Annotated in this window: 23 protein-coding genes and 2 pseudogenes; 9 read left to right on the top strand and 16 right to left on the bottom strand. The window is 67.2% G+C overall.

The window, feature by feature from the left end; all coding sequences use genetic code 11:
• From NKF06_RS06595 to NKF06_RS06555, 9 genes and pseudogenes are all read right to left on the bottom strand, one after another.
• Positions 1 to 333: pseudogene (locus tag NKF06_RS06595) on the bottom strand (ParA family protein); the annotation flags it as partial.
• 108 nt (positions 334 to 441) lie between these two features.
• Positions 442 to 1257 (bottom strand): hypothetical protein, encoded by an 816-nt coding sequence (locus NKF06_RS06590; RefSeq protein ID WP_253244887.1) that lies wholly within the window; start codon positions 1255 to 1257, stop codon positions 442 to 444.
• Between the two features lie 87 nt (positions 1258 to 1344).
• Positions 1345 to 1761: an HIT family protein gene (locus tag NKF06_RS06585; protein ID WP_253244886.1), complete on the bottom strand. Its 417-nt coding sequence runs from the start codon at positions 1759 to 1761 to the stop codon at positions 1345 to 1347.
• A 60-nt stretch (positions 1762 to 1821) separates the two neighbouring features.
• On the bottom strand, positions 1822 to 2058 hold the full coding sequence (locus NKF06_RS06580; RefSeq protein WP_253244885.1) for a hypothetical protein: 237 nt from the start codon (positions 2056 to 2058) through the stop codon (positions 1822 to 1824).
• Between the two features lie 98 nt (positions 2059 to 2156).
• Positions 2157 to 2786 (bottom strand): annotated as a pseudogene (locus NKF06_RS06575) (uracil-DNA glycosylase family protein).
• A complete protein-coding gene (locus NKF06_RS06570; protein ID WP_058568293.1) occupies positions 2787 to 3017 on the bottom strand; it encodes a hypothetical protein in 231 nt (76 codons plus the stop codon). It abuts the pseudogene before it with no gap.
• 54 nt (positions 3018 to 3071) lie between these two features.
• Positions 3072 to 3923, bottom strand: coding sequence for a ribose-phosphate diphosphokinase (locus NKF06_RS06565; RefSeq protein WP_253244884.1), 852 nt, complete (start codon positions 3921 to 3923; stop codon positions 3072 to 3074).
• 60 nt (positions 3924 to 3983) lie between these two features.
• Positions 3984 to 4811 carry a hypothetical protein gene (locus NKF06_RS06560; protein ID WP_058826805.1) on the bottom strand — a complete coding sequence of 276 codons (828 nt, stop codon included), beginning with the start codon at positions 4809 to 4811 and terminating at the stop codon, positions 3984 to 3986.
• Positions 4812 to 4907: 96 nt separating this feature from the next.
• A complete protein-coding gene (locus NKF06_RS06555; RefSeq protein ID WP_058826804.1) occupies positions 4908 to 5252 on the bottom strand; it encodes an SWIM zinc finger family protein in 345 nt (114 codons plus the stop codon).
• 133 nt (positions 5253 to 5385) lie between these two features.
• Here NKF06_RS06555 and NKF06_RS06550 point away from each other — a divergent pair, with 133 nt between their 5' ends.
• The 3 genes from NKF06_RS06550 (at position 5386) to NKF06_RS06540 (ending at position 8926) form a co-directional block, all read left to right on the top strand.
• Positions 5386 to 6516 carry a tRNA (guanine(26)-N(2))-dimethyltransferase gene (locus tag NKF06_RS06550; protein ID WP_253244883.1) on the top strand — a complete coding sequence of 377 codons (1131 nt, stop codon included), beginning with the start codon at positions 5386 to 5388 and terminating at the stop codon, positions 6514 to 6516.
• Between the two features lie 111 nt (positions 6517 to 6627).
• On the top strand, positions 6628 to 7965 hold the full coding sequence (locus tag NKF06_RS06545) for a YihY/virulence factor BrkB family protein (RefSeq protein ID WP_253244882.1): 1338 nt from the start codon (positions 6628 to 6630) through the stop codon (positions 7963 to 7965).
• A 1-nt stretch (position 7966) separates the two neighbouring features.
• Positions 7967 to 8926 (top strand): phosphatase PAP2 family protein, encoded by a 960-nt coding sequence (locus tag NKF06_RS06540; RefSeq protein ID WP_058826801.1) that lies wholly within the window; start codon positions 7967 to 7969, stop codon positions 8924 to 8926.
• A gap of 17 nt (positions 8927 to 8943) precedes the next feature.
• On the opposite strand, the gene NKF06_RS06535 is transcribed toward NKF06_RS06540, so the two are convergent.
• Positions 8944 to 9672 (bottom strand): methyltransferase domain-containing protein, encoded by a 729-nt coding sequence (locus NKF06_RS06535; protein WP_058826800.1) that lies wholly within the window; start codon positions 9670 to 9672, stop codon positions 8944 to 8946.
• Between the two features lie 139 nt (positions 9673 to 9811).
• Positions 9812 to 11182: a type I glutamate--ammonia ligase gene (glnA, locus tag NKF06_RS06530; protein WP_058826799.1), complete on the bottom strand. Its 1371-nt coding sequence runs from the start codon at positions 11180 to 11182 to the stop codon at positions 9812 to 9814.
• Between the two features lie 126 nt (positions 11183 to 11308).
• On the opposite strand from glnA, the gene lrp reads away from it, so the two are divergent.
• Complete coding sequence (gene lrp, locus NKF06_RS06525; RefSeq protein ID WP_004973746.1) at positions 11309 to 11767, top strand: HTH-type transcriptional regulator Lrp; 459 nt, start codon at positions 11309 to 11311, stop codon at positions 11765 to 11767.
• 5 nt (positions 11768 to 11772) lie between these two features.
• On the opposite strand, the gene NKF06_RS06520 is transcribed toward lrp, so the two are convergent.
• Both NKF06_RS06520 and NKF06_RS06515 read right to left on the bottom strand, forming a co-directional pair.
• Positions 11773 to 11925, bottom strand: coding sequence for a hypothetical protein (locus NKF06_RS06520; protein WP_004045356.1), 153 nt, complete (start codon positions 11923 to 11925; stop codon positions 11773 to 11775).
• Positions 11926 to 12208: 283 nt separating this feature from the next.
• Complete coding sequence (locus NKF06_RS06515; protein WP_058826798.1) at positions 12209 to 13291, bottom strand: aminopeptidase; 1083 nt, start codon at positions 13289 to 13291, stop codon at positions 12209 to 12211.
• Positions 13292 to 13407: 116 nt separating this feature from the next.
• Between NKF06_RS06515 and NKF06_RS06510 the strand changes: the two genes are divergently transcribed.
• Positions 13408 to 14433: a GntG family PLP-dependent aldolase gene (locus NKF06_RS06510; RefSeq protein ID WP_253244881.1), complete on the top strand. Its 1026-nt coding sequence runs from the start codon at positions 13408 to 13410 to the stop codon at positions 14431 to 14433.
• A gap of 221 nt (positions 14434 to 14654) precedes the next feature.
• Here the strand turns inward: NKF06_RS06510 and NKF06_RS06505 are convergent, their stop codons facing one another.
• The gene (locus NKF06_RS06505) at positions 14655 to 15599 is read right to left on the bottom strand and encodes a cation diffusion facilitator family transporter (RefSeq protein ID WP_253244880.1); all 945 of its coding nucleotides are present in this window, start codon (positions 15597 to 15599) and stop codon (positions 14655 to 14657) included.
• A gap of 163 nt (positions 15600 to 15762) precedes the next feature.
• Here NKF06_RS06505 and NKF06_RS06500 point away from each other — a divergent pair, with 163 nt between their 5' ends.
• Positions 15763 to 16281: a metallophosphoesterase gene (locus NKF06_RS06500; protein WP_253244879.1), complete on the top strand. Its 519-nt coding sequence runs from the start codon at positions 15763 to 15765 to the stop codon at positions 16279 to 16281.
• Positions 16282 to 16488: 207 nt separating this feature from the next.
• Here the strand turns inward: NKF06_RS06500 and NKF06_RS06495 are convergent, their stop codons facing one another.
• Positions 16489 to 17463 carry a winged helix-turn-helix domain-containing protein gene (locus tag NKF06_RS06495; protein ID WP_253244878.1) on the bottom strand — a complete coding sequence of 325 codons (975 nt, stop codon included), beginning with the start codon at positions 17461 to 17463 and terminating at the stop codon, positions 16489 to 16491.
• A 96-nt stretch (positions 17464 to 17559) separates the two neighbouring features.
• Between NKF06_RS06495 and NKF06_RS06490 the strand changes: the two genes are divergently transcribed.
• Genes NKF06_RS06490 through NKF06_RS06480 form a run of 3 tightly spaced genes read left to right on the top strand, consistent with a single transcriptional unit; the run spans position 17560 to position 19245 of the window.
• A complete protein-coding gene (locus NKF06_RS06490; protein WP_167321013.1) occupies positions 17560 to 17727 on the top strand; it encodes a hypothetical protein in 168 nt (55 codons plus the stop codon).
• Between the two features lie 46 nt (positions 17728 to 17773).
• Positions 17774 to 18973: an inorganic phosphate transporter gene (locus tag NKF06_RS06485; RefSeq protein WP_253244877.1), complete on the top strand. Its 1200-nt coding sequence runs from the start codon at positions 17774 to 17776 to the stop codon at positions 18971 to 18973.
• A complete protein-coding gene (locus NKF06_RS06480) occupies positions 18970 to 19245 on the top strand; it encodes a hypothetical protein (RefSeq protein WP_253244876.1) in 276 nt (91 codons plus the stop codon). Before NKF06_RS06485 ends, NKF06_RS06480 begins: the two co-directional genes overlap by 4 nt.
• A gap of 129 nt (positions 19246 to 19374) precedes the next feature.
• On the opposite strand, the gene NKF06_RS06475 is transcribed toward NKF06_RS06480, so the two are convergent.
• Positions 19375 to 20781, bottom strand: a complete 1407-nt coding sequence (locus NKF06_RS06475; protein WP_253244875.1) for a hemolysin family protein — start codon at positions 20779 to 20781, stop codon at positions 19375 to 19377.
• Positions 20782 to 20990: the final 209 nt, after the last annotated feature.

The raw sequence follows: 20990 nt of genomic DNA, 5'->3' as shown, positions 1-20990 counted from the left end.
CGCCCGCGCGGCGTCAGGGGTCATCGCCCGCGCGAGTCGCTCGAACGGGGCCGCGGCGGGGCAGACGGCGACGCGTCCCTCGGTGTCGGTTTCGAAGTCTACCAGCCCCGACTCCAGCGGCACGTCCGCTGCGTCGGTGACGAGCGACGTCGCGTCGGGGTCGAGCGCTCCCGAGACGTAGTCTGAGAGTCCCTGCGTGGCGAACGCCGCGTCGAGGACCACCACGTCGCGGCCGTCGCTCGCGAGCGCCGCGGCGAGTTCGAGCGTCAGTCGGGTCGTCCCCGCGCCGCCGGCGACGCCGACGAGCGCGGTGGTTCTGGGGGGAATCGGCATACCGCGACTGGTCGGGTTCTCGAATTAATAGCTTCGGTCGGCCGGAATTGGTGTCGTCGGACGATACTATTCAGCTCACAGAGATGATTTTGACGGCCGGCGGTGGGGCTAGACCGACCACTCGTCGTCGGCCGCGTCAGGGTCAGACCCCGGCACGGCGTCCGTACAGGCCCGGTAGAAGCAGACCTTGTAGGTTCGCCCGACGAGCGTGGTGACCGTCGAGCCGACGGCCACGACGGCGATATCGACCGCCGACATCGGCGCTTGGAACGCCGTCACCGCGCCGGCGACGGTGGTCGCCCCGTCGAGGCTGACGAGCCAGAGGACCGGCAGGTCGACGACCGAGGTCACGGCGGTCGCCACGACCGCGTAGCCGACGACGTGCCGGAGATTGCCGAAGACGAAGTCGACGCTGCGGCTGAGTGACCCGCCCGCGGTCTTCCCGTCGAGGACGACGGCGGTGTCGAAGAACGTGAAGACGTAGATGACGACCACCATGGTGACGCCGGCCACGCCGAGCGCCCCGAGTTCGACGAGCGTGAGGCTCGCGGAGCCGTTCAGCACCGCGTTGAATCGGTCGAACCCGATGTAGCCGAGGACGCCGCCGCCGACGACCATCGCGACGACGACCACGACGAGGCCGGCGAGGAGCGTCGCGCCGAACAGGCTGACGTAGTAGCGCTGTGCCGCGGTGGACGCGCGCAGGTCGGTGTCAGAACCGGGCCGCGCGCCGTCGGCGACGGTGTAGAACGCGCCGATGAGCGCCGGCACAGCGAGGAGTTGGAGGAGCGAGCCGACGGCACCGGTCGGACCGGAGGCGCTGTTCAACGCGCCGATGAGCCCGAACGCGAGGGCGAACGCGACGAGCACCGGCGTCTCGGTGACGATTCGGAGGGCCGTTCGAAACGATTGGAGGACTGTCACGACAGCCGGTACTCACGGCGGCCCTATGTGTGTTTATGTCGACACGATTGGCGGAGAGACGGAGCGCCGGCTGGAACGAGACCCGCTTCAACCCGAGATGGCCGCCTCGATGTCGGCCAGTTCCTCGTCGGAGAGGTCGGGTCGCTCGCCCGCGACGGCGTGGATGGGACTGCCGCCGTCGCCCTCGAACCGCGGGACGATGTGGACGTGGACGTGGTCGACTTCTTGGCCGGCGGCGGGGCCGTTGTTGATGCCGACGTTCGTCGCGTCGGCGTCGACCGCCGCCTCGACGCGCGGGACGAGGTCGTTCACGGCGGCGAAGAGGTCGGCGGCCGCGTCGGCCGGCACCTCGTCGAGTCGGGAGTGGTGTTCCTTCGGAACGACGAGCGTGTGGCCGGGCGCGAGCGGGTTGGCGTCGAGGAACGCAAGCGAGTGGTCGGTCTCGTGGACGATTCGGCCGGGGATGTCGCCGTCGACGATGGCGCAGAAGATGCAGTCGGACATACGTGGCACGTCGATTGGCGAGGAAAAGAAAGTTCGCACCGGTTCGGCGTCGGGGTCGCGTCAGTTCCGCCCGGTGGACCGTTCGCGGTCGGCGGCGTCGTATTCGCGGCCGACTCCGGTGTTCCCCTTGTCGGCGGCCGCGCCGACACCGTCACCGCCGTTACCCTCGCCACCGCCGAACCGCGCCCGAATTCGCGCCAGTCGCTTCTTCACGCCGGCGACGAACGGGTCCATCGCTTTCACGAACGGGTGGAGAACGACGTCGATAATCAGGTCCGCGATGAGGTCGCCGAGCATCGGTGTGATCGAATAATGTCAACCACCATCCATGAATGTGTGGGTCGAGCGACGCGGTCGTCACCGCCGTCGCGGTTATTCCGCTCGGCGCGGCGGCCTCAGGGGAGACGGGATTCCAAGTCGGCCAGATACTCGTCTAACTCGTAGCCGAGTCGGGAGAGCCACACGTCGCGGTAGGAGGGGTGTAAAAGCGGGACCACGGTGTAGCCGAACCGCTCGCTCTCGACGGGTTCGAGGACGGTATCGAGGAAGCCGTCCAGCGAGGCGTCGTCGAGCGCGAGAACGCTTTCGGTCGCGTGGCGGCCGGTCGGGACCACCACGTCGGGGTCGACGGCTTCGAGTTCGGCGACGAGGTGGTCGCGGCAGTTCGCCTTTTCGGCGGCGGTGGGCGCGCGGTTCGACCCCTCGCCGTCCGAGGGAAAGCACTTGACGGCGTTCGTGTAGAAGACGCCCGACTCGTAGCCGACGGCGGCCATCGTCTCGCGGATGCGGCGGCCCGAGTGCCGGGCCGTGTAGGACATCCCGGTCCAGTTGCCGCCCCGCCAGCGGTCGGCGTCGGGATTGCCCGCACCCGGCGCTTCCCCGACGACCATCACAGTCGCGTCGTCGGGGCCGACGCCCCACGAGATGCGGTTTCAGCACTCGACGAGCGCCGGACAGCGCGCGCAGTCGGACTCGAGGACAAGCGTCTCGTCGTCGTCAGGGAACCGCGGGTCGGCGTCGGCCATCTACTCCGTCAGGGGGAGCACGATGCCGAAGATAATCGGCGAGAACAGGACCAGTGCGATGCCGATCCACTCGGCGTCGAAAAACAGCGTGCGCTCCCAACCGGGGATGGAACCGCCGCTCATGGCGAGGGCGACTTTCGCGCCGACAGCGCCGAACAGGAACAGCGCGAGCCCCAGTCCGAGGCCGGTCTTGGTCATCCGCGGGTAATCGATGTCTCCGTAGCGTCCCATGTTACTCCGAGATACGGGGACTGGGAAAACCGTTTCGAGAGACTGTGTGGTCTGTTACCGTTCGAGTTCGTCGGCGACGGCGGGCGCGACGGACACCTCGCTCACGTCGCGCTCGATGGTGTCGGTGCCGACGACGCGTTCGATACCGGCGCGTGCGAGTTTCGTGCGGGCGTTGCGGGCGAGAAGCGGGTGGACGGTCGCACAGAAGACGCGCTTTGCGCCGCCGTCGGCGAGGACGGTCACGGCCTCGCTCATGGTCGACCCGGTGGCGATGATGTCGTCGGTGATGACCACGTCGCGGCCCTCGAAGTCGGCGTCGCTCGGCGTGATTTCCACGTCGGTCCCGGAGTGGCGCACCTTCTCGAAGTAGTCGGTCTCGCCCTCGCCGTAGGCGTCGCGAACGGTCTCTGCGATGCCGATGGCCCCCGAGTCGGGCGACAGAAACAGCGGGTCGTCGAGTGCGGGGAGCGGTTCGGCGAGTCGCCCGGCGGCGTCGACGATGTCGACGGGCACGTCGAAGAACTCCGAGACGGCGTCCTCGTGGGGGTTGACGAGCACGACGCGGTCGGTCGTCGTGCTCACGGCGCGGGCGACCGCGCGGGCCGAAATCGGGTGGCCGGCCTCGAACGCCTTGTCCTGTCGGGCGTAGCCCATGTACGGGATGACCGTCGTGACTTCGGACGCACCGGCCTCGCGGACCGCGTCCTGCAGTTGGAGGAGTTCGACGTAGGCGTCGTTGCTGGCGGTGCTGGCGACGATGGTGGCGGCGTCGGCGTCGAAGCCGGGGACCGCGGCCAACGTCTCGCCGTCGGGGAAGCGGTCGTACTCGACGGCCGCGAGCGACTCGCCGAGTTCGGAAGCGAGCGCGGCCGCGAGTGCCTGGGAGGATGCGCCGGGTACGAGCATACCCGTTCGTCTCTCGTGGGGGGTAAAACCGCTTTTCGTTGCGTTCAGCCCCGTCGCGTGTCAGCGAACCGCGACGCCGACCGTGTCCAATCCGAGCACCTGCGTCCGCCAGTCGCCTCCGGTCAGCCGAACGCAGAAGCTCCCCGCGTCGGTGACGGCGTAGGCGGCCCGAGCGTCGTGGGCGAGCGCGACGACCGTCTCGTCCAGCGGAATCGGTGCGTCGTCCCACGCGCCCGCCTCGTCGCCGCGCGCGACGACGCCGTCCGGTCCGACCGCGTGGGCGCGGCCGTCCGGCATCGACGCGACCGCCGAAAACGCCCCGTCGAGCGTGTCCATCCAGCCGTTGCCGAGCGCGTACAGCCCCGAGTCGGTCGCGGCGAGCGGGGTTCCCGAGTCGCCGCCGAGACGGCCCGCGGGGTCGGACACGTCGTTCACGTCGTCGAGGCCGACGTGCGAGAGACCGTCGTCGCCGATACGGTAGACGCCGTCTTCGGCCGCGACGAGGCTCCCGTCGAGGGCGCGGACCGATTCGGCCTCGCCGAGGTCGGTCCACCCGGACTCGTCGAAGCGGGCGACGCGACCCGAGTCATCCGCGGCGACGACGCGATTGCGGTGGAAGCCGACGGCCGTCGCGGGGCCGAAGTCGAGTTCGTGGTAGTCGTCGTCCCGCGCGAGCAGCACGTCCTCGTCGGTGGCGACGGCGACTTCCCCGGGCGACCCGGCGGCGTCCCGCGCGGTGCACCGGCGGTCGACGCGGAAGCCTCCGACGAGGTCGTCGGACACGTCCACGGTCACGACCCCGACGTCCGCGGCGACGTACACCGTCTGCTTGTCGGACTTGTCCGCGTACACTCGCTTTTCGTCGATAGAGAGGTCGAAATCAGCCATCCGTTGGACCGAGGTTCGCGGCGGGGTTCGGAAAGGATTGTGGTCGTTCCCGCGGCGCGGCGACGGGCCGAACGAGCGCGTCGTTGAGAACTGAGGTTACAGAAATTCCCGCACGTCGGAGTACCACATGTCGTGGTGGTCGAGCTCGCCGAGCGCCTCGGCCACGTCGACCGCGAGGACGTGCCAACAGCGCTCGCCCTCGTCGGGATCAAGGTTGTACTGGGAGTCCTTGCAGGTACAGCCGCGGTCTTCGACCACGTACTCGTCGTCGTAGCCGACGACCACGTCGAAGTCGCGGTAGCGCTTCACCCGTCGCTCGGAGACGGCCTCGATGGCCGTGACGCCCCGGTCGCCGTGGGCGTCGACGATGGCCTGCACGATGTTCGGCGAGAGCCGCCCGGTCTCCGCGAGCGCCGCTCGCCAGTCGTCGGCCGAATCCACGTCCCCGACTTCGTCGGTGGCGGTGAAAACGCATTCGATGCCGCAGGGTGGACCGACCGCCGCAATCGAATCGCGCAATCGCGTCGCACAATCGCATCGCAACCGGTTTCCGCCCGCGCGGGGGACTGCGGGTATGCACGTGAGCGAGGGAGGCGTCGAAATCGAGGTTCCCGACGCCCGCGACGGGGCGTCAGCGGGGACCGGCGACGATGTCTTCTACAACCCCACACAGGAGTTGAACCGGGACATCACCGCGGCCGTCCTCCGCGCCTTCCGCGAGCGCGAACCCCGCGCCGAGAGCTACCTCGATGCGATGGCCGCCTCGGGAATCCGGGGCGTCCGCGCCGCCGCCGAGGGCTACGACGTGACCTGCGCCGACCTCGACACCGATGCCGTCGAACTCGCCCAGTCGAACCTCGACCGCGCCGGCAACGGCGGCGAGGCGGTCCACCGCAACGCCAACGCCCTCATGTACGACTCCGTCTTCGACGTGGTCGACCTCGACCCCTTCGGCACGCCGATGCCCTTCGCGGACCCCGCCTTCGCCAACACCCGCGACCTCGTCTGCGTCACCGCCACAGACACCGCCCCGCTGTGCGGTGCACACCAGAAAAGCGGCATCCGGAAGTACGGCTGTCTCCCGCAGAACACCGACTACCACCCCGAGATGGGCCTTCGGACGCTCCTCGGCGCGATGGTCCGCACGGCCGCCCGCTACGACAAGGCGGCCGTCCCGATTCTCGCGCACGCGACGCGCCACTACGCGCGGGCGTATCTCGAACTCGACGAGCGGGCGACGAAGGCCGACGAACTCCTCGAATCGACCGGCTTCGTCTATCACTGCGAGGACTGCCTCCACCGTGAGGCAGAGCACTCGCTCATCGCCCACCCACCCGAGGCGTGCGCCAACTGCGACTCGACCCGGATTCTCGAAGCCGGCCCCATCTGGCTCGGTCCCGTCTCCGAACCCGCGTTCGCCGAGGCCGTCCGCGACGAGGTGACGGACGACTTCGGGACCGCCAAGCGCGCCCGAAAGCTCCTCGACACGCTCGCGGTCGAACTCGACACGCCGACCCACTTCGACCAGCACCGCCTCTGTAAGCTCTGGGGGCGCTCGGCCTCGAAGATGGAGACGTTCCTCGAAACCCTCCGCGACGCAGGCTACGACGCTACCCCCGCGCACTACCACGGAACCGCGTTCAAGACCGACGCGACGGTCGCGGAGATTCGCGAGGCGACCGCCGCGCTTGACCCCGAGGCCTGAGAGCAACCCCGCGGCCCGAGCGCCCCGAACCCGAGCAACCGCCCCCGGAACCGCCTCACGCCGCCGCGTCGGCGAGTAGCTTCTTTGTCTCCCGTGTCGTTTTGGTGATACGTGAGCGCCAAGATTCGAACCGCCGTCCCTCTCGCACGGACCGTCGTCGACACGATTCGGGAGAAGGAAATCTCGTTTCTCGCGGCCAGCATCTCGTACTACGCGCTCGTCTCGCTGATTCCGCTTCTCGTGCTCGGCGTCGTCGTCGCCACCGCGGTCGGCGGCGCGGAGTTGCAGGCGCAACTCCAGTCGCTCGTCGAGCAGTATCTCGTCCCGACCGGGCAGGACCTCGTCGAGGAGGCCCTCACGGACCGAACCGGACAGGGAAGCGTCGGGGCGGTGAGCCTCGCGTTGACGGTCTGGGGCGCGCTGAAGCTCTTTCGCGGCCTCGACATCGCGTTTTCGCGGATCTACGGCTCCGAGGCGGGCGGTATCCTCGACCAACTTCGCGACGGCACCATCGCCCTCGCCAGCATCGGCGTCGGCACCATCGGCGTCGCGGTGGTGACCGCGCTCCTCGGCCTCCTCGACGTGCCGTTTCTCCAACTGCTCTCGCCGCTTCTGTTGCTGCTCACGCTCTGTGCGGCGTTCTTCCCGCTGTACTACGTCTTTCCCGACGCCGACCTCTCGCCGCGGCAGGTCGTCCCGGGAACCGTCCTTGCGGCTGTCGGCTGGACCGTCCTCGGGATTGGCTTCGGCATCTACGCGTCGGTGGCCGGCGCGTCGGTCGCGGGTGCGCTGGGGACGCTCCTGTTGCTCGTGACATGGTTCTACTTCTCGGGGCTCATCCTGCTTTCGGGCGCGGTCGTCAACGCGGTCCTCGCGGGGGTCGGCGGCGACGCGCCGCCCGCGGAACCGCGTGACCCGCCGGGGGGACCGCCCGGAGTGGACCGGCAGGTACAACATACGGGAGGCCGACATGACGCTCGTACGGATATGAGCGACGACCGAGGTGACACCGATGGGCCGCGGACGGAGGACGCCGGCGACGCGGAGACCGGCGCGTCCGTCTCCCCGCGCGGCGCTCCCGACATCGAGGAGCTGGAATCGCAGGTCGAGGAACTCCGGGCCGACCTCGACGCGTTCGAGGACGACGTGACGGACCGGACGGTCGAAAAGCCCAAGCTCGAAGCCGAGTTGAAGCGCTACGTCCGCCGCCGGATGCGCCGCGGCAAGGCCCGCGGCTGGGGTCCCTACCTCGTGCTCGGCTACGGCGTCGTCCTCACGCTCGGCGCGTTCTACTACCTCCAGTCGGACCTCATCGCGGTCGTCGCCATGCTCATCATCTTCCTGTCGACGCTCGGGCTCTACGTCCTGTTCGTCATTTTCGGCATCGGCCTGAACGCGCTCGGCCTCCCCGGCCGCGCCGTCGACGCGGTCCGCGAACGCCGCGGCTGAGATGTTCCGGTTCGCACTTCCCCTCCAGACCCGTGGCTTCGGCGAGCTAGCGCTTGCGGACGCACCGGACGCGCTCGTCTTCCTGTTCGGGCTCGTCACCCAACTCGGCGACCAGTGGTTCTTCTTCGTCGCGTTCACCTCGCTGTACTGGCTCTGTCGCCCTCGAATCACGGCACGCCCGCGGCGGACTGCGGCCTCCTTCGTCGGCCTCGCGTTTATCTCCCTGTCACTGGTGACGGCGCTCAAAGTCGGCTTCGCGCTCCCCCGCCCGCCGACGGCCGACATCGCCTCGGCACCGAACTGGCCTGCCCCGCTCGCGGACCTGTTCGTCTCGTTCACGACCGACGACGGCTTCGGGTTCCCAAGCGGGCACGCACTCGGGACCACGGTCGTCTACGGGGCCGCCGCGCTGCTGCTCGACGTGTGGGACCGACGGCGACGCGTCCTCGCCGCCGCGGCTATCGTCGCAACAGTCGCACTCTCCCGCGTCGTCATCGGGGTTCACTACGGTATCGACGTCGTCGTCGGCGTGCTCCTCGGGCTCGTCGTGTTGAAAACCGTCTTCACCGTCGCTGCCGCAGACGACGCCCCCGGCCACCTCGACCCGACGCGACTGTTCGCACTCGCGGTCGGGCTCAGTGCCGTGGCCCTCGCAGTGGTCGTCGCGAGCGGGGCGTCGCACCACACGGCAAACGCGTCTGCCGCTCTCGGTGGGTCGCTCGGCGGCCTCGTCGGCTGGTCCCGGCTTTCTGACCACGAGTCGCTGCCGACACTGTCGCTTCCGGCCGCATTCGTGTCGCTCCTCGCTGCGGGCGCGCTCTGGGTCGCTGCCGACGCGCTTCAGGTGGTTCCAATCGCGATTCTCGCGACCGGAACTGCCGTCGCGTTCATCCTCGTCGCGCCGCGGATACAGGGCCGACTGAGCAACAATGCGGCGGCTGGGGAAGCTGCCGGACGGTAGTCGAACAGGGTACCGATTTAGGACGCTAGTCGGGCGGCGAAGAATGTCCACGGGTCGCTGTCTTCCCCGTCGCCGTCTGCTTCTTCGGCCTCGGTTTCTGCGTCTACGTCCTCAGCCTCGGTTTCTACGTCTGCGTCCTCGGCGTCAACGTCTTCTCCGTCTCCTTCGTCCGGGTTCAACGTCTCTGGCGCGCCCCACGTGTCGGTGACGCGGAACCCCGCGTTCTGTAGTTGCGCGCGCGTCTCGTCCGCACCGGCGATGTTCCACTCCATTCGAACACCGCTTTCGAGCCAGTCGGGGTTCTCGCCAGCCCACTCGTCCGACCCTTCACACAGGAGGACGCGGCCACCGGGCCGAAGGACCCGCGCGAACTCGTCGATGACTGTCTGGTGGTCGTCCATCGGAACGTGAATCAGCGACCAATAGGCAACGACGGCATCGAAGGTGTTCGATTCGAACGGGAGTGTCGTCATATCCCCCTGCAGAAGCGGTGCGTTGGGGACGTTCTCGGCGGCCCGCGACAACTGCCCGCGCGAGAAGTCGAGTCCAACCGGGTCCGCTTCGGACGCCAACCGAGACAGAATCGGTGTCCCCTGCCCGCAGCCCGCGTCGAGTACGCGAGGTGACGCAGAGAGCGAATCGAGAAACTCCGCGAGAATGTCTGTTCCATCTCCATCACCAGTGCGCTGTTCGGCGTACACTGGAGCCAAGTCGTCGTATCCCCGACGAACGTCGTCTTTGTTCACTCTCACTGACCACTGGTGACTCTCGATGTTGTAAGTGCCTTGTGCTGTTCTGAGAACAAGTCATCTGACTATCCGCCCGGTTCTGCCGCTCTCGGTGGTGGGGTCCGAAAGATAAGAGACTGCGTGGAGTTCGTCGCGCTTAGAACGTCTCGAGGTACCGGTCGAGTTCCCACTGGGAGACGTCGACGAGGTAGTCCTTGAACTCGGAGCGCTTGGCTTCGACGAACTTCTCGTAGACGTGGTCGCCCAGGGCGTCCTGGATGACTTCGTCCTCTTCGAGGGCGTCGACGGCGCCGCCGAGGTCCTTCGGGAGCGTCTCGATGCCGTACTCTTCGCGCTTCTCCTCGTCGAACTCGTAGATGTTCTCGCGGACCGGGTCGGGGCAGTCGAGGTCCTTCTCGACGCCGTCGAGACCGGCGTGGATGAGCGCGGCGAACGCGAGGTACGGGTTACAGGACGGGTCGGGGAAGCGGGCCTCGATACGCGAGGCGGCCGGCGTGCGGGCGGCCGGCTTGCGGATGAGCGCCGAGCGGTTGCGGTCGGACCACGCGATGTAGACCGGCGCTTCGTAGCCGGGGACGAGGCGCTTGTAGGAGTTGACCGTCGGGTCGGCGACGGCCGTGATGGCAGGCGCGTGCTCGAGGATGCCCGCGACGAAGCTCTTGGCCGTGCCGCTCAGGTCGAACTCGTCGTCGCCGTCGTGGAACGCGTTCTCGCCGTCCTGGAACAGCGAGATGTGGGTGTGCATGCCGGACCCGTTGATGCGCGGGATGGGCTTGGGCATGAACGTCGCGTGGAGGTCGTGTTCGGCCGCGATGGCGCGAACGACGGACCGGAAGGTGGCGACGTTGTCGGCCGTCGAGAGGGCGTCGTCGTACGTGAAGTTAATCTCGTGCTGACCCTCGGCGACCTCGTGGTGCGAGGCTTCGATGTCGAAGCCCATGCTCTCGAGGCCGTAGATGATGTCGCGGCGCACGTCGGACGCGAGGTCCTTCGGGGCGAGGTCGAAGTAGCCGCCGGCGTCGTTCGTGACGGTCGTCGCGCGGCCGTTCTCGTCTTCTTCGAACAGGAAGAACTCCGGTTCGGGGGCGACGTTCACGTCATAACCAAGCTCCTCGGCGCGGGCGATTGCGCGCTTGAGGACGCCACGCGGGTCGCCGCTGAAAGGCTCGCCGGTGGACGTGTTGAACACGTCACAGATGAGACGGCCTGCGGCACTGTTTTCCTTCTTCCGCCACGGGAGGACGGCGAACGTCGACGGGTCGGGTTCGAGGCGCATGTCGGACTCCTGAATGCGCACGAAGCCGTCGATGGAGGAACCGTCGAAGTAGATGCCCTCAGTGAACGCCTTTTCGGCCTGCGAGGCCGGGATGGAGACGTTTTTGACCGTTCCGAGAATGTCGGTGAACTGGAGTCGGAGGAAGTCGACATTCTTCTCTTCGATCTCGTCGATGACTGCCTGTGCCTCGTCGCTCAGGCCGCCGTCGGTGAGTGCGTTGTCTTCCGTCATTTTCCTGAACACGCGATTCGAACACCCGCACTATAAAGACCTTTCCGCTTAATGCAATTCCCCGCACCTTGCCACAGAATTGGATATTCGTAAAATTCTAATGCCCCGGGACGGTGTGTAGATGTAATGACGTACGAAAACCTCGACGCGAAGCTCATCAACGCACTCCTCGGCGACGGCCGAGCGAGTCTGCGAAGCCTCGCCGAAGAACTCGACGTGTCGGTCACGACCGTCTCGAATCACCTGCGAGACCTCGAAGACGAAGGCGTCATCGAGGGATACACGCCCCGCGTCAACTACGACGCGCTCGGCTACGACGTAACCGCCGTCATTCAACTCAAAGTCGAGGGCTCCGCGCTCCCCGACATCACCGAACGCCTCCGCGCCGAAAAACAGATGATCTCGGTGTACGAGGTCACCGGTGACTACGACATCATCGCCATCGGCAAGTTCCGCGACACCGACGGCATGAACACGCAGATCAAGAAACTGCTCACCGACGCGGACATCCGCGAGTCCAACACCTCGGTCGTGCTCAACTCCGTCACCGAAAACGAGCAGTTCGAACTCGACCTCGACCAGTAACACCGTCAGACGATTCGCGTTTTCACGTCTCGCATCTCCGACTTACAGTAGGGGCACCGATACCTCGTGTCGAAGCCGTCGGGCGTCGTTTTCGTCGTGGTCTCTATCTCGTGAACCGCCACGTCGCGTCCACACTCCCGGCACTGAACCGCTGGCATCGATTCGTGTTCGTCGATTATTCGAAATAAACCTACTGGGATATGTGTATTGTTGTCACACTCCTGTCTATAGACGGAAGGGCACCGCTTCGACTGGAGAATCCGCGGGCTTCGGTCGATACGCTCCGTCCGAACCCCACGTTTCCGTGTCGATTTCGGCGGCTGTTAGAAGGCTCCTGTTTCGACTGGAAAACCCGACGACGCAAAGCGATTCTCCGGGGGATAAACTGGAGACGAAATGTTGCGAGTTGTCCGCGAACGGGAGAGCGCGTCGCCGACCCGGTCAGAACTCGTCTTCGAAGACGAACGTGCCGTTCCGCTGGACGACCTCGCCGTCGACCTCGATGACCGACTCTTCGGACATGTCGACGATCATGTCGACGTGCTCGGCGCTCTCGTTGAGTTCGTTCTCTTCGCCGACCGTCTCGGGGTACGCCGAGCCGACGGCCATGTGGACGGTGTCGCCCATCTTCTCGTCGAACAGCATGTTGTAGGTGAACTGGTCGATGCTGCGGTTCATGCCGATGCCGAGTTCACCGAGGTAGCGCGCGCCCTCGTCGGTGTCGAACACGCCGTCTAAGACCTCTTCGTTCCCCTCGGCGGAGTAGTCGACGACCTCGCCGTCCTCGAAGCGGACGCGGACGCCGGAGACCTCGCGGCCCTGCCGGTACAGCGGCAGGTCGAAGTAGACCTCGCCGTTCACGGAGTCCTTCACGGGCGCGGTGAACACCTCGCCGCCGGGGAGGTTGTGCTCGGCCGTGTCGTTGATGGCGGTGTTGCCGGCGATACTCATCGTCACGTCGGTCTCGTCGCCCGACTTGATGCGGACCTCGTCGCCGTCGTTGAGGATGTCGACCAACTGCTGTTGGAGTTCGCCCTGTGCGTCCCAGTCGAGGGTGACGGCGTCGTAGACGAAGTTCTCGTAGGCCTCGGTGCTCATGCCCGCGAGCTGGGCGCTCCCCTTCGCGGGGTACTGGGTGAGACACCAGCGCTTCGAGAGCATTTCGCCCTGCACCGGTTTGTACGCGCGCTTGTACGCGGCGTTCGTCTCCGGCGGCACGTCGCTCTGTTCGGTGGCGTTCGTCTCGCCGCGGACGCGAATGATGACGTCCGTCTCCTCGTAGAGCGCCAGCACGTGCTCGGGGGTCTCGTAGTCGTCGTCGCCGGCGCGGAGGAACGCGCGGGTAAACCGCGGGTTCGCGTCCATCGCGACGACGTTCGCGCCGCGGTCGCCGAGCAGTTCGTGAATGGCCGTGACGAGGTCCTCGGCCACCGAGGGCGCGGAGACGACGACGTTGTCGCCGGCCTCGACGCTCGTGGAGTGGTCGACGATGGTCTGTGCGTGCTCGCGGATGCGCGGGTCCATACCGCGTCGTGTGTGTCCCCGGGGCAAACACCTTTCGAAGCGCAAATATTGCGACACCGCGGGGAAACGCCCCGCGGACCACCGTTTATTTCTCCGTCGGCGCGGTCTCTCCGCGCATGATCGACCTCCGAAGCGACACCGTCACGCTCCCGTCCGACGAGATGCGTGAGGCCGCCCGCGACGCCGACGTCGGCGACGACGTGTACGGCGACGACCCGACCGTGAACGAACTCGAAGCGCGCGCGGCCGAACTGGTCGGCACGGAGGATGCGCTGTTCGTGCCGTCGGGGACGATGGGCAACCAAATCGCCGCCCGCGTCCACGCCGCCCCCGGTCAGGAGGCGCTCGTGGACGCGAAGGCGCACGTCTACAAGTGGGAGGTCGGCGGCTTCGCCCAACTGTCTGGCCTGCAGGTCCGCGCCTACGACGCCGGCGAGCGCGCCGCGCCGACGCCCGAACAGGTCCGCGACCACGCCCGCGAGGAGTCGCTTCACGTCGCCGGCACGGGCGTGCTGTGTCTCGAAAACACCCACAACGCCCGCGGCGGCGTCGCGATTCCGAAAGCCGATATCGACGCCGCGGCAGCGGCGGCTCACGACCTCGGAATTCCCGTCCACCTCGACGGCGCGCGCCTGTTCAACGCCTGCGTCGCCCTCGACGAGGACCCGACGGCGATGGTCGAACACGTGGACACGGTGATGTTCTGTCTCTCGAAGGGGCTCGGCGCGCCGGTCGGCTCGGTGCTCGCGGGTCCCGGAGAACTCATCGAGGAGGCCGTCCGCGTCAGAAAGCAGTTCGGCGGCGGTATGCGACAGGCCGGTCTCATCGCCGCACCGGGGCTCGTCGCGCTCGACAATATCGACCGCCTCGCCGACGACCACGCGAACGCGACGGTCCTCGCCGAGGGTCTCGACGCCGTCCCCGGACTGTCGGTGCCGACGCCCGATACGAACATCGTCGTCGTCGATTCCGAGGGTACCGGGCTGACGGCCGAGGAGTTTGTGAGTCTGTGCGACGACGCGGGCGTCCTCGGTGGGACGTTCGGCGAGTACCACACCCGCTTTACGACGAATCTGAACGTGTCGCGCGCGGAAGTCAAAGAAGCAGTCGAGCGGGTCGCACAGGCGGTCGAAACGCGGTAGGTGTCCTCAGCCAGTCGCAAGCGCGACGACGAACCACAGCACGCCACCGAGGGCGAGTGTGATACCTACCCCCGTTGCCAACTTCCGTTGGAGCTTCTCCGCCTTCGCTGGTGCCTCCACTCCCGGGGCGAAACGAGATTTCTCGTCGACATCGGCCGCCTGTAGATGTAGCCGCCGGCGGCGACGAACATGACCGAGGGGGCGATTTGCGTGAGGTCCATCTACAGTTCGGGTTCGATGTAGACGAAGTGGACCCGGTTGTCGGCCGCCTTAAGTTCGGCCTCGATGTCGGAGATGTGGTCGTCTATCTCCTCGGTGTCGAGTTCGGGGTCGAAGCTCACGTCGAGGGCGACGAGGAGTTTCTCGGGGCCGACGTACGACGCGCGGAACTTGTCGATGTGTGCGACGTGGGGGTGCTCGCGGACGAGTCTCCGAATCTCCTGTTCTTCGTCCACGGGGACGCTCTCGCCGATGAGCAGGCGCTTGTTCTCCCACGCGAGCGCGATGGCGAAGCCCATGAGCAGTATCCCGATGAGGAGCGCCGCGCCGGCGTCGAACAGCTCGTTGCCCGTGAGTTCGGTGAGGCCGATGCCGACGAGCGCGAGCATCGCGCCGACGAGGGCGACGGTGTCCTCGGTGAACGCCGTGAGCGTCGTCACGTCGCTCGTCTCCCGGAACGCCTCCACGAGACCGCTCCACTCGTACTCCTCCATCTGCCGGCGGAGTTCGGCGTTCGCCTTCAGGAAGGCGTAGCTCTCGAAGGCGATTGCGCCGAGGAGGATGGCGACGTTGACCAACACAGGCTCGATTTCGAAGCCGAGCAGGAAGAGCGCCTCACCGCCCCCGCCGTGGGCGGGGTGCATCAGGGCGTCGTAGCCGTGTTTGGCCGACTCCCAGCCGGCGATGCCGAACAGCATCACGGAGACGAGAAACGAGTAGAAGAACTGCGATTTCCCATAACCGAAGGGGTGCGACTGCGTCTCGTCGCGCTTGCTGTCGCGGATGCCGATGAGGAGGAACACCTGGTTACCGGTGTCGGAGATGGAGTGATACGTTTCGGAGAGCATGGAGGGGCTCCCGGTCGCGAGATAGCCGAGGAACTTGAGAATCGCAATCGCCCCGTTCGCGAAGAGCGCGGCGACGACGACGGACGTACTGCCTGCCATGTCGTGGGCCACTCCCCCCGCCCGGATAGAGCTACCGACGGGGAACCGGGACACCGCTCGCCGACTGCGGCGACCCCGTCCGCCCCCGACCAGCCTCGACCGGTCCCGACGACCCGACACCGCAGTCGGTAGGTTTCAATCCCTCCGGCGCTTACCCCGGCGCATGCTCGTCGTCGTCTCCGACACCCACAGCACGGACGGCCATCGTCTGACGAACCGAACCCTCGACGCGGTCCGCGAGGCCGACCTCGTCGTCCACGCGGGCGACTTCATGCGCGAGTCCGTCCTCGACGCGTTCATCGACGAGGCCGACAGCTTCCTCGCGGTCTACGGCAACAACGACGGTCCCGAGATTCGCGACCGGATTCCAGTCGCGCGAAACGTCACCTACGGCGGCGTCGAGTTCGCGGTGACTCACACCCGCCGCGGCGGGAACACCGCGCTTTCGATGTTCGGCCGCGAGCGCGGGGCTGACGCGGTCATCTTCGGCCACAGCCACCGGCCGGGCTTCGACGGTACCGGGCCGATTCCGCTCCTCAACCCGGGGAGTCACGCCCAACCGCGGGGCAACCGCAAGGCGCACGCGGAACTGGAGGAACTGCCGGACGGCGGACTCCGCGGGCGACTCGTCACCGTCGACGGCGACATCTTCGAGACGTTCCGTATCGTCCCTGACGAGTGATGCAGTGGAGTCCGGCGGAGGGCCGGAAGAATCAGCGGGAACAGGCTGGGGAAGCCTGTTGGGGACAGTCCGAGGCCGCGCGAGACGACGGGGTGAGGGGCAGGGGCACGGATGGCAGTCCCGTCGCCGTTGGGGGCCACGCGCGACCTCGTACTCACTCCTACGGGTGACGGTATCAAATACGCACCGTAAGCTCAAACAACCGTTTTAGTCACGCAGCACGCCCACCGCGACCCACGCGAGAAGCACGGTCAGCCCCCCGAGGAAGAACAGCGTCCCCGGCGAGAGCGACCCGATAGTCTGGGCGAGTCCGCCCGACCCGCTCGTGAGCTGCGCCGCGGTCTCCGTAGCCGTCTGTGCGGCCGTCGTGTCCGGAACCGCCGTCGGCGTCGGCGTCGCGGCCGCGGTTTCCGCGGCGGTCTGTGTGGCTTCCGTTACCGTCCGCGTCGACTCGACCGCGGTCCGGGTCGCCTCCGCGGTCTGCGTCGTCGAATCCGCCGTCGTGGTCGCTTCGGCGATGCTGAACCCGCCGTCGCCGTCGGTCGTCGTCGCGGTTTCGGTAGCTGTCTCGGTCGCGGTCTGCGTCGTCGAGTCCGCCGCGGTCGTTGCGTTGACCGAATCGGCCTGATAGGTCGCGTTGAGGTCGCCTCCCGACCCGCCGCTCTGGCCGGCCTCGGAACCGCCAGCGCCGTCCGCACCGCCGGCCGAGTTGCCGAAGCCGAACGGGAGCACCGACCCGGTTCGAGCGAGTCGGTTTACCACGGCCGCGCCGATACCGAGGACACCGACCCCGCCGATGAGGCGCGTGAGCGCGCCTTTCAGTCCCTTCGTCTCGTCCTCGCGCCCGGCGACGACGACGAGCGCCCGGTCCGCGGGCGTGTACACCTTCATCTCGCGGCCCTTCTCGGAGTACCTCGTGTCCGCGACTTCGATGAGGCCCGCTTCCGAGAGGTTTCCGAGGTGGTACTGGACGTTCTGGAGAGACGTGTCGACCTCGGTGGCGAGGTCGGAGGGCGTCGCCGGCGACTCGTGGAGCGACGCGAGGACCGACCGGGCGGTCGACGAGGAGATGGCACCGAGCAGGTCGTCGGCCTCGTCGCTGTCGAGGCCGATAACCTTGGGGTCTCGGTCGTCCCGGTCGTCGTCCGGGTCGCCCGGGCTGGAGGGGATGAGGTCGGCCATCGAATCCGCGTTACTCGCGTTTTCTCATGAGTGTTCGTATTCTTTCACGACCCGTCGCCGAAATTGCTATACCTCGTGCCCGCCGAACCCATCCACATGACCGACCCTTTGGTCGTAGACGGCCTCGTCGACTTTCTCGCGGGGAATCCCGTGTTCGTCGGGCTGCTCGTCGCGTTGTTGCTCTTCGTCTTCTTCGGGTATCTCCTCGTCCGTCGGACGCTCCTCGGCCTGAGCGAGGGGTACGACGAGGCGCGCCGCCGCTGATGGACGGGACAACAGCCGACGCCGACGACCGCCGGGGTGTCGCCCCGTGGTAGCCGCCGCGACGCTCGCCACGTTCGTCGTCGCCGCTCTCGCCAGCCTGTTCATGGCGTGGGCCATCGGCGCGGGGTCGTCGGGGTCGACGCCGTTCGCGCCCGCGGTCGGAGCCAACGCCATCTCGGTGATGCGCGCGGGCTTCATCGTCGGCCTGCTCGGCTTCGCCGGGGCGTTCCTGCAGGGCGCGAACGTCACCAACGCGGTCGGGACGGAACTCATCGGCGGCGTTACGCTGACCGCGGGAGCCGCGGTCGTCGCGCTCCTCACCGCGGCGGTGCTCGTCGCGCTCGGCGTCTTCGCGGGTTACCCCATCGCCACCGCCTTCACCGTCACCGGCGCGGTCGTCGGCGTCGGCCTCGCCATGGGTGGCGACCCCGCGTGGGCGAAGTACCAGCAAATCGTCTCGCTGTGGGTTCTCACGCCGTTCGTCGGCGGCGGGGCGTCGTACGCGACCGCCAGACTCCTCCGCGCCGACGGCGTCTCCGAGCAGTGGACCGTCCCCGCGCTCGCCGGACTCGTCGGCCTGCTCGTCGCCAACATGGAGTTCGCGGGGCTGGGTGGCGCGTCGGGTTCGGCCTCAGTCGCCCGGGCCGCTGCAGTCGAACTGACCGACCTCGCTGGTCTCGGTGAGACGGTTTGGTTCGTCGCCGCCTCCCTTTTCGTCGCGCTCGTCGCGGCCGCGATCGTCGGTCGCTGGGTGACGACCGACAAGACCCGCGGTCAGCGGCGATTCCTGCTCGTCCTCGGCGGCCTCGTCGCCTTCTCGGCGGGCGGCAGTCAGGTCGGCCTCGCCATCGGGCCGCTCGTTCCCCTGCTGGACGTGGTCGCGGTCCCGCTCCCGGCGCTCCTCGTCGGCGGCGGGGTGGGCCTCCTCGCTGGGTCGTGGACCGGCGCGCCGCGCATGATTAAGGCGCTCGCGCAGGACTACTCCTCGCTCGGGCCGCGGCGCTCCATCGCGGCGATGATTCCCTCGTTCGCCATCGCCCAGACCGCCGTCGCCCTCGGCGTTCCCGTGTCGTTCAACGAGATTATCGTCAGCGCCATCATCGGCTCCGGCTACGCCGCCGGCGGGTCGGGCGTCTCCCGGCGGAAGATGCTGTACACGGTCCTCGCGTGGGTCGGCTCGCTCGCGCTCGCGTTCGGGCTGGGCTACGGCGTCTTTACGCTCGTGTCGAGCGTACTCGGTCTGTGAACGTTCGTGGGCTCCGCGTCGCGCTCGCCACCCTCGTTTCTGCCCTCTGGGCCGTCTTCGGCGTCTACCACGTCGCGATGGCGGTCGTGACCGGCATCTCGCTCCGCGGGTTCGCCTTCGGGAGCGTCGGCCTCGGCGCGTTCGCGCTGGCGATTCGCTTTCGCGGGCGGGCGCGACGCCTCGGCGACGGTACCGCCGACGCGACCGGGTTGGCCTTCCTTGCGCTGGCGTCGCTGGTGCTCGTGGTTCTCTCGTTTACGCTCCTCGGGTGAGTCACGGCGGACGACGGTCCGAAAACGAGTTCAGTCGGGTGTCGGGGCGAACGGAGTTTGGATGTCGGGACGAAACGGGTTCAGGCGTCGAGACGACGGGTTCGGTCGGGTCGGACCGGTCAGGGCCGGTCAGGTGTCGGGCTCGACTTCCGCTTCCTCGTCGCCGCCGTCCTCGTCGTCGCCGTTGCCGTCGGTCGCTTCGATGCCCGCGTTGGTCCGGATGCGCGCTTTCATGATGCGCGTGTTGTCGACCTGCTCGATGCGGATGACGATGTCGTTGTAGCTGATCTCCTCGCCTTCCTCGACGAGGCGGCCGGCGCGGTTGAAGATGAAGCCAGCGAGCGTCTCGAACTCCTCGCCCTCGGGGAGTTCGATGTCGAGCATCTCGTTGACCTCGTCGATGTTGACCTCACCGCGGACGAGGTAGGTGTTCTCGTCAACCGCCTCGAACGGCTCTTCCTCGTCGCCTTCGAGGATGTCGCCGACGATTTCCTCGACCATGTCTTCGAGGGTGATGAGCCCCTCCGTGGTCCCGAACTCGTCGATGACGACGACCATCTGCATCCGAGTGTCCTGCATCTCGGCCATGAGTTCGTCGACGTTCTTCGACTCGGGGACGTGGAGCGTCGGCGAGACGATGTCGGCGATGCCGACGCCGCGTTCGCCGTAGTACTTCTCGCGGACGAGGTTTCGGATGTTGACGATGCCGATGATGTTGTCGAGGTTACCGTCGTACACGGGGACCCGCTCGTGGTCGGCCTGCACGCACGTCTCGATGGCCTCGTCGATGGTCGCGTCCTTCGGGACGGCGGTCATGTCGAGGCGCGGGGTCATGACCTCCTTGGCGATCGTCGAATTGAACCGGAAGATGCGGTCGAGCATCTCGCGTTCTTCCTCCTCGATGACGCCCTCGCGCTCGCCCGTCTCGATAAGGTTCTGAATCTCGTCGCGGGTGACGTAGGTCGTTTCGATGGCGGTCTGACCGCCGGTGACCTTGTTGATGACGCGGGTCAGGTAGTCGAAGAAGACGACGAGCGGGAGCAACAGCAGCTCGGCGTACTTGAGGGGCCGCGCGATGCGGAGTGCCCACGACTCGGTGTTTTCGACCGCGTAGGACTTCGGCGCGCTCTCGCCGAACAGCAGGACGACTGCCGTAATCCCGAACGTCGCGATTGCGACCGCCTCTCCCTGTTGGAAACCGACGAAGACGAGCAGTCCGGTCGATATCGAGGACATCGCGATGTTCGCGATGTTGTTTCCAACCAGAATGGTCACGAGAAGCCGGTGCGGGTCGTCCTTGAGCGCTTTCACCCGCTCCGCGCCCGGAACACCGTCTTCGACCATCGAGTCGACGCGGTGTTTTGCGAGCGAGAACATCGCAATCTCGGACGAGGAGAAGAACGCCGAGAGGCCGATCAGGACGATGATTCCGATCACGCCGAGGACCGTTATCGTCGTGTCGTCCAGCGGAATGTTCGAGACCTGTGCGGCCGCGAGTGTCGTGGCTGGTGGTAACTGTAGCGGCGGCAAACCCATGTAACTACACTGTCTTGCGCGGGACCGGAATTAAGAGTTGCCCTCGAACCCCTCTCGGTCGGCGTCTCGTCCGCCCTCGTCGGCTCCGTTGGCGAACCGCGAGAACGCCGATTCGATGCCCCCGGCTCGGCGCGACACCGTCTAACTGGCCGAGGCGGTACGTCGCCGAACCGATCTTGCGGCGCGGATGCCCGCGAGCGAAGGGCTTA

This window comes from Haloferax sp. AB510, assembly GCF_024136985.1.
Lineage (GTDB): Archaea > Halobacteriota > Halobacteria > Halobacteriales > Haloferacaceae > Haloferax.
Note: the sequence above shows the minus strand (reverse complement) of the source record. Positions and strands in the feature narration are given on the sequence as shown.

Bases quoted from the DNA above. Each gene is read 5' to 3' on its own strand.
- glnA (WP_058826799.1), bottom strand. From the start codon at position 11,182: ATGACGGAAGACAACGCACTCACCGACGGCGGCCTGAGCGACGAGGCA.
- NKF06_RS06475 (WP_253244875.1), bottom strand. From the start codon at position 20,781: ATGGGTTTGCCGCCGCTACAGTTACCACCAGCCACGACACTCGCGGCC.
- NKF06_RS06500 (WP_253244879.1), top strand. From the start codon at position 15,763: ATGCTCGTCGTCGTCTCCGACACCCACAGCACGGACGGCCATCGTCTG.
- NKF06_RS06510 (WP_253244881.1), top strand. From the start codon at position 13,408: ATGATCGACCTCCGAAGCGACACCGTCACGCTCCCGTCCGACGAGATG.
- NKF06_RS06505 (WP_253244880.1), bottom strand. From the start codon at position 15,599: ATGGCAGGCAGTACGTCCGTCGTCGTCGCCGCGCTCTTCGCGAACGGG.
- NKF06_RS06490 (WP_167321013.1), top strand. From the start codon at position 17,560: ATGACCGACCCTTTGGTCGTAGACGGCCTCGTCGACTTTCTCGCGGGG.
- NKF06_RS06560 (WP_058826805.1), bottom strand. From the start codon at position 4,811: ATGGCTGATTTCGACCTCTCTATCGACGAAAAGCGAGTGTACGCGGAC.
- NKF06_RS06570 (WP_058568293.1), bottom strand. From the start codon at position 3,017: ATGGGACGCTACGGAGACATCGATTACCCGCGGATGACCAAGACCGGC.
- NKF06_RS06540 (WP_058826801.1), top strand. From the start codon at position 7,967: ATGTTCCGGTTCGCACTTCCCCTCCAGACCCGTGGCTTCGGCGAGCTA.
- NKF06_RS06495 (WP_253244878.1), bottom strand. From the start codon at position 17,463: ATGGCCGACCTCATCCCCTCCAGCCCGGGCGACCCGGACGACGACCGG.
- NKF06_RS06585 (WP_253244886.1), bottom strand. From the start codon at position 1,761: ATGTCCGACTGCATCTTCTGCGCCATCGTCGACGGCGACATCCCCGGC.
- NKF06_RS06520 (WP_004045356.1), bottom strand. From the start codon at position 11,925: ATGCCAGCGGTTCAGTGCCGGGAGTGTGGACGCGACGTGGCGGTTCAC.
- lrp (WP_004973746.1), top strand. From the start codon at position 11,309: ATGACGTACGAAAACCTCGACGCGAAGCTCATCAACGCACTCCTCGGC.
- NKF06_RS06580 (WP_253244885.1), bottom strand. From the start codon at position 2,058: ATGCTCGGCGACCTCATCGCGGACCTGATTATCGACGTCGTTCTCCAC.
- NKF06_RS06565 (WP_253244884.1), bottom strand. From the start codon at position 3,923: ATGCTCGTACCCGGCGCATCCTCCCAGGCACTCGCGGCCGCGCTCGCT.
- NKF06_RS06550 (WP_253244883.1), top strand. From the start codon at position 5,386: ATGCACGTGAGCGAGGGAGGCGTCGAAATCGAGGTTCCCGACGCCCGC.
- NKF06_RS06515 (WP_058826798.1), bottom strand. From the start codon at position 13,291: ATGGACCCGCGCATCCGCGAGCACGCACAGACCATCGTCGACCACTCC.